The sequence below is a fragment of the Nocardioides albus genome (assembly GCF_014648255.1).
GTDB lineage: Bacteria > Actinomycetota > Actinomycetes > Propionibacteriales > Nocardioidaceae > Nocardioides > Nocardioides albus.
Genome location: NZ_BMQT01000002.1, coordinates 345,714 through 358,258 on the forward strand (window position 1 = coordinate 345,714; position 12,545 = coordinate 358,258).

Sequence of the window (12,545 nt, forward strand, 5' to 3'; positions counted from 1 at the left end):
GTCCGTAGGCTGGGCGGCCAGGAGGGCTGACATGGTGACCGATCGCGATCGAAACGAACAAGGACGGGCGCAACAGGCTCGGCCGCGTGACGCGCTCGGCCGTCCTCTGCCGTACGGCGCGGCCGGCGTCGAGCCCATCTCCGAGGAGCCGCTCCCTCCCGACGAGACCCTGGCCTACGCCCGCCGGCTGCTGGACGACGGGCGCCCCTTCGCGGCCCACGAGGCTCTCGAGGTCCGGTGGAAGTCGTGCCCGGAGGAGGAGCGCGAGCTGTGGCAGGGCCTCGCTCAGCTGTGTGTCGGCCTGACCCACCACGAGCGCGGCAACACGGTCGGCGCGTCCCGGCTCATCGAGCGCGCGGCGGGTCGGCTCGAGAGGTACGAGCGGGGTGCTGGCCCGACGTACGGTCTCGACCTCGGTGCGCTCATCGCGTGCTGCCGGGATCGGCTGCTCGGCGCCTGAGCACTACCCCTTCTGCGGCATAGACCCCACGGGCTGTTGACCGCGGAGGTCCTCGCCGTGCTTTGGTGGATCCATGAGCCGCACGGTCGATGTCGACTATCTGGTGGTGGGTGCCGGCGCCATGGGGATGGCGTTCACAGACGCTCTGATCGAGCATGCCGACGTGCGGGTGGCGATGGTCGATCGGCGCCACGGTGGCAGCGGACACTGGCTCGAGGCGTATCCCTTCGTCCGGCTGCATCAGGCCTCCGCCTTCTACGGCGTAGCCTCGACCCTGCTCGGCGGCGGGCACCTGCAGCAGCGCGGACCCGAGGAAGGTCTTCAGGAGCGGGCGAACCAGGCTGAGATCTGCGCCTACTACGCCCGGGTCCTCGACGGGATGGTGGAGTCGGGCAAGGTCCAGTTCTTCCCGAACTGCGAGTACGTCGGCGACAGCGCCGTGGTCTCGCACATCTCGGGGGAGCGTCTCGAGATGCCCGGGGCTCGGATCGTCGACGCCCGCTACCTGGCCCCCAGCATTCCCGCCGAGAAGCCGCCGCCGTTCGGCGTCGGCGAGGGTGCCCGGGTGCTGACGGTCAACGATCTCGCACGGCTCGAGGCGACGCCGAGCCAGTACGTCGTCGTCGGATCCGGCAAGACCGCGACCGACGCGTGCATCTGGCTGCTCTCGCGTGGCGTCGACCCTGACGCGATCTGCTGGGTGCGGCCCCGGGACCCGTGGATGATCAACCGGGCCCTCGTCCAGCCGGATCCCGCGATCTTCCTCGGCATGGCCGCCGACACGATGCAGCTCGCCGAGAGGTCGACGTCGCTCGAGGACCTGTTCCTCCGGCTCGAGGACGCGGGCATCATGCTCCGCATCGACCGCGCTGTCATGCCGACGATGGCCAAGGCGCCGACGCTGGCGACGTGGGAGCTCGAGCAGCTGCGTACTCTCGAGAACGTGGTACGCCGCGGCCACCTCCGACACGTCGACCGCGGCAGCCTCATCTTCGCCGACGGATCGCTCGCGGTCGCCGCCGACGCTCTGGTCGTGCACTGCGCGGCCGACGGCCTGAAGTATCCGCCTCTGCTCCCGGTCTGGCGCCCCGAGGCGATCACGCTGCAGCCGATCCGGGCCGGCTTCCCCTGCTTCGGCGCCGCGGTCACCGGCTATGTCGAGGCCACCCGCGACGTAGACGCCGAGAAGAACAGGCTCTGCCCGCCGAGCCCGTTCCCCGACACGATGGCGACCTGGGCGATGATGAACGTCCTGGGCACCCAGGCAGCCATGTCCTTCTCGTCCGAGCCGGACATCAAGGCGTGGTCGGAAGGGGTAGCCCTCAACCCGGCTCGGGTGCCGCCCGGTTATCCCGGATCCGCAGCCCTCGACGACGCGCGCGAACGCCTGGCGCGGCACACCATACCCGCTCTCACCCAGCTGGCCCAGCTGGCCGCAACGATCTGAGCCCGCGACCATCGGGCGGCGGCCGGACTTGGCGTGTCGCTATACGCCGATCTGGGGGAGCTCCATCTCAGCCGGCTTCTCCACCGACGCCGAGTCCAGCTCCGGAAGCAACCGGTCCAGCCACCTCGGCAGCCACCAGTTCGCGTCGCCCAGGAGCTTCATGGTGGCGGGGACCAGGATCAGCCGTACGACGGTGGCGTCGAGGAAGATGGCGGTGGCCAGGCCGACGCCCATCATCTTCACCACCGGGTCGCTGCCGAGGACGAAGCCGGAGAAGACCGCGACCATGATCAGTGCGGCTGCGGTGATGGTGCGGCCGGTGCCGGCGATCCCTTCGATGACGGCGCGGGTGTTGTCGCCGTGGCGGCGGTACTGCTCGCGCACGCGCGACAGCAGGAACACCTCGTAGTCCATGGAGAGCCCGAACAGGATCGCGAACATGAACAGCGGGATGAACGACACGATCGGCACCGTCGACTCCACGCCGATCAGGCCGGCCGCCCAGCCCCACTGGAAGACCATGACGAGCACGCCGTACGCCGCACCGACGCTCAGCAGGTTCAGCACGACTGCCTTCAGCGGCACCAGCACCGACCGGAACAGCACGGCGAGCAGGAGGAACGACAGCAGCAGTACGGCCGCCACGAAGCGCGGCATCCGCTCCTGCACCCGGTCACCGAGGTCGGCGAAGGTCGCTGTCTGACCGCCGACATGGGCGGTCGCCGAGCTGCCGTCGAGGACCGTCGGGAAGACCTCGCTGCGCAGCCTCGTGACGGTCTCCTGGGTGGCGACGTCCTGGGGCGACGTGGTCGGCTGCGCCACCAGCGTGGCCACTCCTGCGGAAAGATCGATGATCGGTTCGCCGACCGCGGTGATGCCCGGGTCGGCGGCCACCGCCTCGGCCAGCGGCGCCACGACGGACTTGTCCTGCGAGATGTCGACCGCGATCACCAGCGGCCCGTTGGCCCCGGGCCCGAAACCCTCGGCGATCAGGTCGTACGCACGGCGTTCGGTCCTCGACTCGGGCTTGGTCCCGTCGTCCGGGAAGCCCAGATTGAGCGCGAGAACAGGTGCGGCCAGGGCGATCATGAAGACCGCTCCGCCGACAAGGTACGCCGTCGCGTTGCGGGTCACGTGAGCACCCCACCGGTACCAGCCGGTGCTGGGTCGGTGAGCCCCATCCCGTCGCCGGCGTCCGTTGATCCACTGGCCTTTGAGTCGCTGGCCCGCCAGCCCGAGCAGTGCCGGCAGCAAGGTGACCGAGGCGAGCACCATCACGAGCACCATCGCGGAGATGGCGACCCCACCACCGGTCACGAACGGGATCCCCGCGACGAGCAACCCGAGGATCGCCACCACGACCGTGCCGCCGGCGAAGATCACGGCCTGTCCTGCGGTTGCCAGGGCTCGGCCGACCGCTTCGGGGACGGGCATCCCCGCAGCCAGGTTCTCGCGGTGCCGGGTGACCAGGAAGAGCGCATAGTCGATGCCGACGCCGAGCCCGACCATGGCCGCGAGCTCAGGAGCCCACGCCGGGATGTCGATCAGGTACGTCACCAGCTTCATCGAGGTGATCCCGATGACCAGGCCGAACAGCGCCATCCCGATCGGCAGCCCCATCGCGACGAAGGAGCCGAAGGCGATCAGCAGGACGATCATCGCGACGAGGATCCCCGCCACCTCGCCGAGCCCGGTGGGGGCCTCCTCGAACGCGAAGAACAGGTCGCCGCCGGTCTCCAGCGTCAGCGACGACTCCTCACGCAGGTCGGCGACGGCGTCCTTGAGGTTGTCCAGGTCGGAGGCCTCGAGCTCCTCGACCGCCGGGTACTGCACCCGTACGAGCGCGATGTCACCGTCCGGCGAGACGCTGCTCGTCGTACCCAGCACGTGCGGGAGCTCCGCGAGGGCCGCCTCGATGGGTGCCACCTGTGTCGTGGCGTCGGGCGCTTCGAGCACGACGTGGGCGCTGACCCCGCCCTCGTCGGCTTGGGCCTCGGAGAGCAGCTCCGCGGCTTGGTAGGAGTCGAGGCCGGGGGCCTCGAAGCTCTCCTCGAGCTCGCGCCCGAACGCGGCGGAGGAGGCGATGACGACGAGCGCGAGAACGACCCAGGCACCGATGGCGGTCCAGGGACGGGACGCGGCTGACCGGCCGAGCCGGTAGAGGAAGTTGGACATGACTCCACCGTGGCCCGGCGACGAACGATCCACATCGGGCCAAGGAGTGGGGAGCTCCTTGGCCGAAAGTACGAGGTGAGCATCGTGCTTGTGCCCCGTACGAGGAGGCCGTCGGCTCGCTAGGGTCGAGAGGTGGTGACCGCCTTCGTCCGCTCAGTTCTCGCCGAGCCCCGTGCTCCGGACCCGCCGGCGCGGATGTGGTGGGACTGGGCCCTGGTCGGCGCCCTGCTGGTCACGGCCGCGGGCGAGGCGATCTTCCGGTCCGACGTACCGTGGCGCCCCTTGGCCACCGTGGTCGCGTTCCTGGTGATCCCGGTCCTGCTCTTTCGGCGTACTCATCCACTCCTGGCGACAGCGGTCGGCTTCGGCGGCGGCGCGATGGTGCTGCAGATCCCGACGATCCTCGACGGCGTCGACGAGGTGGGGCTCAACACCATGGCGTGCGTCCTGCTGTTGCCTTACTCCTTGTATCGCTGGGCATCAGGACGCGAGGCTCTGATCGGTACGGCGATCGTCGCGGTCCCGGTGACTCTGGGACTCGCCGCGACCGAGAACGTCGGGGACCTGATCGGCGGCGCCACCGTGGTGATCGCGTCGTTCGCCCTCGGGGCGGCGATGCGCTACCGCGCGGTTGCGCGCCAGCGCGAGGTCCAGCAGGTTCGTACGCTCGAGCGCGGTGAGCTCGCCCGCGAGCTGCACGACACCGTCGCCCACCACGTCTCCGCCATCGCGATCCAGGCCCAGGCGGGGCGGGCGGTGGCGGCCACCGACCCGGCTCTGGCGGTCGAGGCGCTGGCCGTGATCGAGGCCGAGGCGTCGCGTACGTTGTCCGAGATGCGCACGATGGTCCGTGTGCTCCGCGACGGCGACGACGCGGCCGACGCTGTGCCAGCTGAATACGGACCGCAGCGGGGCATCGGCGACCTGGACGAGCTGGCCCGGATGAGCCCCCTGGTGCAGGTGCAGTGCGTGGGCGATCTCGCCGACCTGCCGCAGCCGGTCGAGGTATCGGTGTACCGAATCTGTCAGGAGTCGGTCACCAACGCGATCCGGCACGCCCTCTACCCCACGAGGGTCACCGTGGAGGTCCGGGGCGAGGCGGACGTCGTAGAGCTGCGTGTGCACGACGATGGAGAAGCCGCCCGCCTCTCGACCAACGTGGGCTACGGCCTGCTCGGGATGGCTGAGCGGGCCAAGCTCCTCGGCGGCGTGTGCCAGGCCGGGCCGGACCCGGCCGGTGGCTGGACCGTCGAGGCGACCCTGCCGCGCGAGGTGTCGTGGTGACCAGCCAGGGGACCATCCGGGTGGTCGTCGCCGACGACCAGCTCCTGGTGCGAACCGGCCTGACGATGATCCTCAACGCGCAGCCCGGGATCGAGGTCGTCGGCGAGGCGATCGATGGTCATCAGGCGGTGGCGATGGCGCGTGAGCTGCGTCCCGACGTCTGCCTCTTCGACATCCGGATGCCCGGGATCGACGGCGTCGAGGCCACCCGCCGGCTCGCCGGCCCCGGCGTCGAGGACCCCCTCGCCATCGTGGTCATCACCACCTTCGATCTCGACGAGTACGTCCACGGGGCCCTCAAGGCCGGCGCGCGAGGCTTCCTGCTCAAGGATGCCGGGACCGAGCTGCTGGTCCAGGCGATCCATGCAGCCGCGAACGGCGACGCGCTCATCTCGCCCAACATCACCCGCCGCCTGCTCGCCACGCTGGCCGGCCTGGAGCGAGCCACCCCGCCGGCCCAGCCGATCGAGCCGCTCACCGAGCGCGAGGAGGAGGTCCTGCTCACGGTCGCGCGCGGACGTACCAATGCAGAGATCGCCGAGGAGCTGAACATCACCCTGAGCACGGTGAAGAGCCATGTCGCCGCGCTGATGAACAAGCTCGGCGCCCGCAACCGCGTCGAGGTCGCGATGTGGGCCTACGAGACCAAGCGCGTGAAGGGGGATGGCGATGGCTCAGGGCGATGACTCCGAGACCGGGAGCGCGGACTGGAGTCACACGCGGGCCTACCTGCAGAGCGACCCGACCAAGTGGAACAGCCTCTCCTGGGTCGCCGCCCGCACCCTCATCGAGTCGGTCAACGACGTCCTGGGACGCGGTGCGCAGGGGCTCGTGGAGAACCTGCGTGCGCACTGGACGAAGAAGGACGCGCCCCTGACGATCCCTGCCTTCGGGGTCTCGAGATTCCTCGTCATCGGCGACACCGGTGAGCAGGACCCCTCCCAGTACGTCGTCGCGCCCGCCCTGGCGCGAGCCGCGCGCGAGAGCTCGGAGCGGGAGCGTGCCGGGTTCGTACTCGTCCTGAGCGACGTGATCTACCCCTCCGGCAACGTCAACGACTACGTGGACGGGTTCTACAAGCCATACCGCTCGAACCGGGTGCCGGACCTCGAGGCGCCTCTCGACGTGCGCGACAAGTTCTCGCTTCCCGAGAACGTCCCGGTCTACGCGATGCCAGGCAACCACGACTGGTACGACGGCCTCTACGGCTTCGCCCACCAGTTCCTGTACGCGGCGGACGCACCGCCGACCTGGCCCAGCCATCTCCTGGCACCGTCGTTCGACGACACGTTGGGGCGATGGTGCTGGATCCGGGATCGTTTCGGCCGCATCATGTGGCGCACGCCCAGCGAACCCGCCGGCAGAGCAGCGCCGGCGCGGTGGGGCGAACCAGCCCCGGACGGCGAGCCGGCACCAGAAGCCCCGCTGCAGCAGGCGCCGTACTTCGTGATCGAGACCGAGCACGTGGACCTGGTGTGCATCGACACCGGCATCGACGGGGCCATCGACGGCCCGCAGTACGACTGGTTGAGCTCGCTCGGCGGCGAGAAGCCGAAGATCCTGATGACCGGCAAGCCGCTGCTCGTCAACGGTGAGCGCCGGAAGGGTGAGGTGTCCGGACGACCCGGCGAGACCGTCTACGACGTCGTGGCCCACAGACGGCGCCGCTATGTCGCGACGGTGGGCGGTGACACCCACAACTTCCAGCTGTACGACCCGAGCAGCCCGGACAGCTCCCGCGACGGCCTGTGGCACATCGTCAGCGGCGGTGGCGGCGCGTACACGCACGCCACCCATCCCATCCGGGCGGCCACCTCGGACGCGCGGACCGATGCGCGCTTTCGACCGACCCGGCTCTTCCCGCGATCGGCCGAGTCCCTGGCGTACTTCGCCCAGCAGCTGGTTCCCAGCGTCTGGCGGCTGTTGCTGACCGTCGTGCTGTTCGGCGGGGGAGTGGTCCTGGGCCGGTGGCTCGCCGAGACGGGGTGGAGCGGTGCCGGCGGCGCGGCCATCGCCGCGATGATCGTGCTGATGCTGCTGCACCAGGTGCCGCAGCGTCCCGGTCGCAGTCATTTCGTACGCCACCTGCTCCTGCGCCTCGAAGCGCTGGTCGCGGGGGTGCTGGCGACGCTGTTTCTGCACGATTACCTGCCTGACGCGGCAGGGGAGCTGCTCGTGCTGTTCGGGTCGAGCACCCTGTGGATCTGCCTCAACGCCTGGTGCATGCGCTGGTCGAGATGGTGGAGCCCTGTCGAACGGGTGCCCGGGTGGTATCACGTCGCGTTTGCGTGCGTACTGGCCGCGCTCGCGGCCCTGGCACTGGTGCCCTGGGGCTTGTCCGACGTCGGCCAAGACGCACGTACGGTGTCCTGGTGGCTGGTCGTCGCGGTCGGTATCTACGTCGTCGTAGCGATCGCCGGGTGGCGGAGACGGATCGTCGACGACGTCCACGGCGACAGCGCCGAACGCTGGCTCAAACGCTCGGTCGTGTGGGCCCTGCTCGCTCAAGCGGCCGTCGTGTCGGGCGAGATGCTGCGGGTGCTGAGCGGCGAAGGGTTGACCTTGCTCTTCGCCAGCGGCCTGCTCGGACTGCTGCCGTGGGCGGCGATCGCGCTGGTGGTGCTCGCGGCGCTGCTGGCCCCGGACCTCCTCACCCGCCACCTGCGCCACGACCCCGTACGCAGGGCGCAGGCGTGGCTCCGCTGGCGGCGCTGGCTGGCTCAGCCCCTCGTGTTCCTCGCACCGCCGGTGACGCTGACGCTCTGGTGGCGGATCGCCGACGCTGTCGACTCAGCGTGGATGCGGGCAGCCTTCGCTCTGCCGGCGCTCATCGTGGTGACCGCAGTCGCCATGCTGGTCGTCGACTGGCTCCGACGGGAGCACCAGCGCCTCTACATGCCGCTGCTGATCGTCGCCATCCTCGCCGTCGGGGTGCTCCTGCTGGGGGCGGCGGTCCCGGGCCTGCACGACGTACCGGGCTTCTCGGGGCCCGCCCAACTCGCGAACGAGCTCAGCACGTGGTGGCCGGCCATGGCGGTCGCCGCGGCCCTCTTCACCGCAGTCGCGATCGCCGCTGCCGTCCTCCTCGCCCACCTGGTGTTCCTCGGCGCCTACTCGCTGATCGCCGACCCCAAGGCGTGGGTGAGTCCCCGCTACCGCCCGGGCGGCCCGACGCCCTACGACTTCATCAGCCAGGCAGCCGCGACGGCCATCATCGACGCCGAGCACGATCGGATGGGTGCCCAACCCGCCGTGGTCGACGTCGTCGGCCGGCGAACCAGACGTCGCGCACAGATCGCCTTCCCCGGCCTGAACCCGCCCTTCGGGCCCATCCAGAAGTTCGTCTCCGAGATCTACTCCCTCGACGAGCCGCCGTTCTTCAAGCACTTCCTCGAGTTCGAGACCTCACCGACCGAGGTCGTGGTGAAGATCCACCGCGTCCGTGGCGACCAGCCGGTCGAGATCGAAGAGGTGGCGAGGATCGGTCTCACGGCTGCGGCCGCCAGGCGTGACTGATCGCTCTCGGCGCGAGTCACGCTGACATGGATTCATCTGCATAGCCGGCCCGAGGCGCGGATCGGCTCTCGGAGGATCCCGGCCGACGAGGAGGAGGCTCTCCTCGGGCGGGTGCTGCGAGCTCAGCGAGCGTCGCGCTTCGCCTGTCGCTTGCGTCCCGCCGCGCTGCTGGCCGCATCCTTCTTGACCCCGCCGGTCGTCTTCTTTGCCGTGGCCCGCCGTGCCTTGGTCGGCTCCGGCACCTCAGCTGCCGCGGTCGTCATGGCCGGACCTGAACCCTTCGGCTTGGCGGCCTCGAGGCGTGATGCCTTCAGCTCCGCCGCGGCCTCAGACGCCTGCTTCGCGACCGCCTTGCTCACTGACGCGAGGGCTGTTTCGAAGACCTCGGCCTTGGCGCGGTCGCGCTGGTTCTTGGGATAGCTGAACCCGCGTCCACCACGCTTGACCACATGGCCTCGCGCGTTGCGTCGATAGATCGTCACGTACTTCGCCCGCGTCTCACGGATCCTGGCGTGCAGGGCGAGCAGCTCTTCCTCGTCGAGATCGACCAACGCCTGCTTCGAGGTCTCGGCGAGGAGCTGCTGCTCTGCCTCGCTCATCGAATTGAGCACTGCCTGGTTCATGGTTCCCCTTCCATGGCCACCTCGCGAGGTGATGCCTGCCATCATGCCGCAGCGACGAGGTTGGTGGCCTCACTTCGCCCACATCGGTAGCTCCCGATCGGACCGGTGGCGGCGAGCCGATCCGGCGTTCGGGGTGCAGGCACGCTCGGAGACGCCTCGTCCTGCGCGTCACCGTAGTCACTTCACCAGCTGTAGCTCCTCGACCCGCAGCTCTGATCCCTCCCGTAGCGGCTCCCACACGCCGGTCGGCTCGAAGCCGTGGACGACATAGAGCCGGCGCGCGACGTGGTTGCCCTCGGTCACGTGCAGACGTACGTCGAGGTCGCGGTCGCGGCACCAGCTCACCAGATCGGTGAGGAGCCCGGCGGCGTACCCACGGCCGCGTGCCTCGGGCGCCGTCCACATGCCCCAGACATCGGTGACGGCGCTGTCCGGGGGAGTGAAGATGCCACCCATCGCCACTCCTCGGCCGTCTTCCAGCACCAGCAGGATCAGTCCTGGCCCCTCGGCCCGCTGCCGCCAGAAGTCCTCCGTGAGTCCCTGGGTCTCGGCGAGTGTTCTTCTGAAGGCGTCGGGTGAGTCGGCCAGCGCCCGCAGGCTGACGTTGCGTAAGAGCGACCAGTCATCAGCGGTGATGGTGCATACCTCGACGTTCATGACACCGAGTGGACAGCAACCCCGTCGGTATTGCCACCAGTTTTCGAGACCGTCTCGACACCGAAGGACGCGCCTACCGGCGTAAGACTGTGACACCTAATCTGACTGTGTGGGGAGAACAGGCGGCCGGCCGGCGCGGGTCGAGGACGTGCACGAGCTTGCCCTTGGCATGCCTCACGTCCGCGTCAACGCGGGGACCCAGAGCAGGCCCATCTATCAGGTGGGTGGAAAGTCGTTCGTCTTCTTCCGGAACCCGCGTCCTGACGCGTTCGACCCGGACACCGGGCAGCGTTACGACGACGTCATCGTCTTCTGGGTGCCTGGCGAGGGTGACAAGCTGGCGATGGTGCAGGACGAGTCCTCGCCGTTCTTCACCACTCCGCATTTCGACGGTCACCTGTCGGTTCTGGTCCGAGCGAGCCGGCTCGGGGAGATCAGCTATGACGAGCTCGCCGAGGTCGTGCAGGAGGCTTGGCTCTCGCGCGCGTCAGCTCGCCGAAGAGCGGCCTGGCTCAGGGAATACCTACCGGACTAAACAGAGGCTGAGAACAGTCGGTCGTTGTTCGACGCAGCGCCTCAGCCGTCGAACGCCTCGACCAGCTCAGCTGGGGCGGCGGCAAGCCAGGCGTCGACCAGTAGGTCGCGGAGGTCGCCCGGGGCGATGACGCTGAGCTCGATGAGCACGGCGGGGTAGTTGTTGAAGTGCTCGATGGAGAAGACGCCGTCGATGCCGGCGGCGAGGACGCCTTCCTTCTCGTGCAGGTCAGCGGTGTTGACCGCGAGGATCGGCGGCGCGGGCGGGGTCTGGTCGTCGAAGCGTTTTAGGTCGGCTTTGCTGAACGGGCGCAGCCAGGCGATGCTCTTGCCGCGTACCGACCAGGTCGGGTTCCCGTAGCGCTCGCCCTCGGTGACCTCGGGGAGCTCATCGATGACCCGAGCGACGTCTTGGAGCGTTGCCATTCTTGGAGGCTAGTCTCCGTCAGGCGGCAAGTGTGAGCGGTGGGCCGAGGTCTTCGCTGATGTCGATTGTGCCGGTCGGGGTGACGACGTACTCGTAGCCGTGGGGGCTGCACCACCTGTAGGTGCCTGCACGGATCCGGTGGTAGCGCCACCCGTGATGCGTCTTCATCCGGTGGTGCTGTCGGCAGAGGGGAGTCAGGTTGTGGCTGCTGGTCTTGCCGCCGGCGGCGTAGGGGGCTCGGTGGTCGAGGTCGCAATGTTCGGCGCGGGCTTGGCAGTAGGGGAAGGAGCACTTCTCATGGATCAGTTCGGCTTGACGCCGCTGCCGGGCGGTCGGGACGTACCCGGCTGCTTCGACGTTGTCGGCCAGGTCGACCACGATGACCGGCTTCACGATGGTGCCAGGAGTGGTGGCCCACTGCTCGAGGCGTTCGATGGTGACCAGGCCGCGGGTGTTGGCGAGGCGGACCAGGCCAGTGCCGGCCAGGTCGCGGGTGTCGGTGTGGATGACGAGCTCGACCACTCGGGTGACGCCGGGGACACCGTCGAAGGAACCGGAGTTGTACGCCCGTCCCAGCACCCCGAGCGCGGCGGCTCGCCGCACGTCCAGGCTGGCGTGGGCGTAGTCATCCTCGTCGAGGAGGCCGTGCGCGATCGAGGCAACCGCCTGCTCCAGGTCCAGGGCGTCGGCCGCGTCGAGAACGCCGTCCAGATAGCCCAGCGCCAGCACGGCTTGGCCTTGCTCGGCACCGGTGCCGACGAACGGGGTGGCCTCGTGGGTGGTGATCGTGACGGAGCGGTGCTCGACGCCTTCGGACTCGGCGACGGCAGCAGCGACATCGGGTTCGAACAGCGCAGCGGCCTGGGTGATGGCGCGCTCCAGCTGGACCGGCCCCATCGTGTGGGCGTACGGCCCGATCTGCTTGTCCACCCAGGTCACGACCTCACGATCGAGGCGTCGGGTGAGGTCGGCGATCCGACGGGCCCGCCAGGCCAGGAGTGACCCGTCGAGGATCCGGGCCCAGACGTGCTTGAGCCGGTAGCGCAGCTCGACCGCATCGCCCAGGAACTTCTTCCCTGCATGCGTCGAGCGACCCAGGACCGCGGAGAACTCGACCGCTGCCGCCTCGGAGATCAAGGGGGCTCCGGGGCCCGCCAGGGGCAGCATTCGGTCGCCGAACACGTCTCCGTCCAGTCCTGCTACTTCTTGGGGAGAGTCGACAGAATGCAGCGCTGCGAACCGTGCGGCGGCGATCAACACATCCCGTTCAGCCTGCTCCGCGACCGCCCGCGACGTACGCACCGCAGCCAGCAGATCGCTGGTGGTGTCGTCCGGGTCGAGGAGCGCTTCCATAGCCGACATTTTACCAGTCGGCACCGACAAGAATGACCTGTATTGACCCTGGTCAAATGGCATATAGAC

The 12,545-nt window shown here is 69.1% G+C and carries 11 protein-coding genes; 6 read left to right on the forward strand and 5 right to left on the reverse strand.

Annotated elements, in window-relative coordinates:
- Nucleotides 1-31: 31 nt before the first annotated feature.
- Both IEY84_RS04925 and IEY84_RS04930 read left to right on the forward strand, forming a co-directional pair.
- Nucleotides 32-460: a DUF309 domain-containing protein gene (locus IEY84_RS04925; protein WP_183545015.1), complete on the forward strand. Its 429-nt coding sequence runs from the start codon at nucleotides 32-34 to the stop codon at nucleotides 458-460.
- Nucleotides 461-533: 73 nt separating this feature from the next.
- Nucleotides 534-1,907, forward strand: coding sequence for an NAD(P)/FAD-dependent oxidoreductase (locus IEY84_RS04930; protein WP_183545013.1), 1,374 nt, complete (start codon nucleotides 534-536; stop codon nucleotides 1,905-1,907).
- 39 nt (nucleotides 1,908-1,946) lie between these two features.
- Here the strand turns inward: IEY84_RS04930 and IEY84_RS04935 are convergent, their stop codons facing one another.
- The gene (locus tag IEY84_RS04935; RefSeq protein ID WP_183545011.1) at nucleotides 1,947-4,082 is read right to left on the reverse strand and encodes an MMPL family transporter; all 2,136 of its coding nucleotides are present in this window, start codon (nucleotides 4,080-4,082) and stop codon (nucleotides 1,947-1,949) included.
- 132 nt (nucleotides 4,083-4,214) lie between these two features.
- On the opposite strand from IEY84_RS04935, the gene IEY84_RS04940 reads away from it, so the two are divergent.
- Genes IEY84_RS04940 through IEY84_RS04950 form a run of 3 tightly spaced genes read left to right on the forward strand, consistent with a single transcriptional unit; the run spans nucleotide 4,215 to nucleotide 8,882 of the window.
- Entirely contained in the window at nucleotides 4,215-5,366 is a 1,152-nt protein-coding gene (locus tag IEY84_RS04940) for a sensor histidine kinase (RefSeq protein ID WP_183545009.1), read from the forward strand.
- Nucleotides 5,363-6,052 (forward strand): response regulator, encoded by a 690-nt coding sequence (locus tag IEY84_RS04945; protein WP_268244434.1) that lies wholly within the window; start codon nucleotides 5,363-5,365, stop codon nucleotides 6,050-6,052. The genes IEY84_RS04940 and IEY84_RS04945 overlap by 4 nt, the downstream gene beginning before the upstream one ends.
- Entirely contained in the window at nucleotides 6,036-8,882 is a 2,847-nt protein-coding gene (locus IEY84_RS04950; protein ID WP_183545005.1) for a metallophosphoesterase, read from the forward strand. The genes IEY84_RS04945 and IEY84_RS04950 overlap by 17 nt, the downstream gene beginning before the upstream one ends.
- Nucleotides 8,883-9,004: 122 nt before the next feature.
- Here IEY84_RS04950 and IEY84_RS04955 read toward each other — a convergent pair whose 3' ends face one another.
- Both IEY84_RS04955 and IEY84_RS04960 read right to left on the reverse strand, forming a co-directional pair.
- Entirely contained in the window at nucleotides 9,005-9,505 is a 501-nt protein-coding gene (locus IEY84_RS04955; RefSeq protein ID WP_183545003.1) for a hypothetical protein, read from the reverse strand.
- Nucleotides 9,506-9,682: 177 nt separating this feature from the next.
- On the reverse strand, nucleotides 9,683-10,162 hold the full coding sequence (locus IEY84_RS04960) for a GNAT family N-acetyltransferase (protein ID WP_183545001.1): 480 nt from the start codon (nucleotides 10,160-10,162) through the stop codon (nucleotides 9,683-9,685).
- Between the two features lie 109 nt (nucleotides 10,163-10,271).
- Between IEY84_RS04960 and IEY84_RS04965 the strand changes: the two genes are divergently transcribed.
- A complete protein-coding gene (locus IEY84_RS04965; RefSeq protein ID WP_229788353.1) occupies nucleotides 10,272-10,697 on the forward strand; it encodes an MmcQ/YjbR family DNA-binding protein in 426 nt (141 codons plus the stop codon).
- 41 nt (nucleotides 10,698-10,738) lie between these two features.
- Here the strand turns inward: IEY84_RS04965 and IEY84_RS04970 are convergent, their stop codons facing one another.
- Both IEY84_RS04970 and IEY84_RS04975 read right to left on the reverse strand, forming a co-directional pair.
- Nucleotides 10,739-11,122 carry an MmcQ/YjbR family DNA-binding protein gene (locus IEY84_RS04970; RefSeq protein ID WP_183544999.1) on the reverse strand — a complete coding sequence of 128 codons (384 nt, stop codon included), beginning with the start codon at nucleotides 11,120-11,122 and terminating at the stop codon, nucleotides 10,739-10,741.
- 19 nt (nucleotides 11,123-11,141) lie between these two features.
- Nucleotides 11,142-12,476, reverse strand: a complete 1,335-nt coding sequence (locus IEY84_RS04975) for an HNH endonuclease signature motif containing protein (RefSeq protein WP_183544996.1) — start codon at nucleotides 12,474-12,476, stop codon at nucleotides 11,142-11,144.
- Nucleotides 12,477-12,545: the final 69 nt, after the last annotated feature.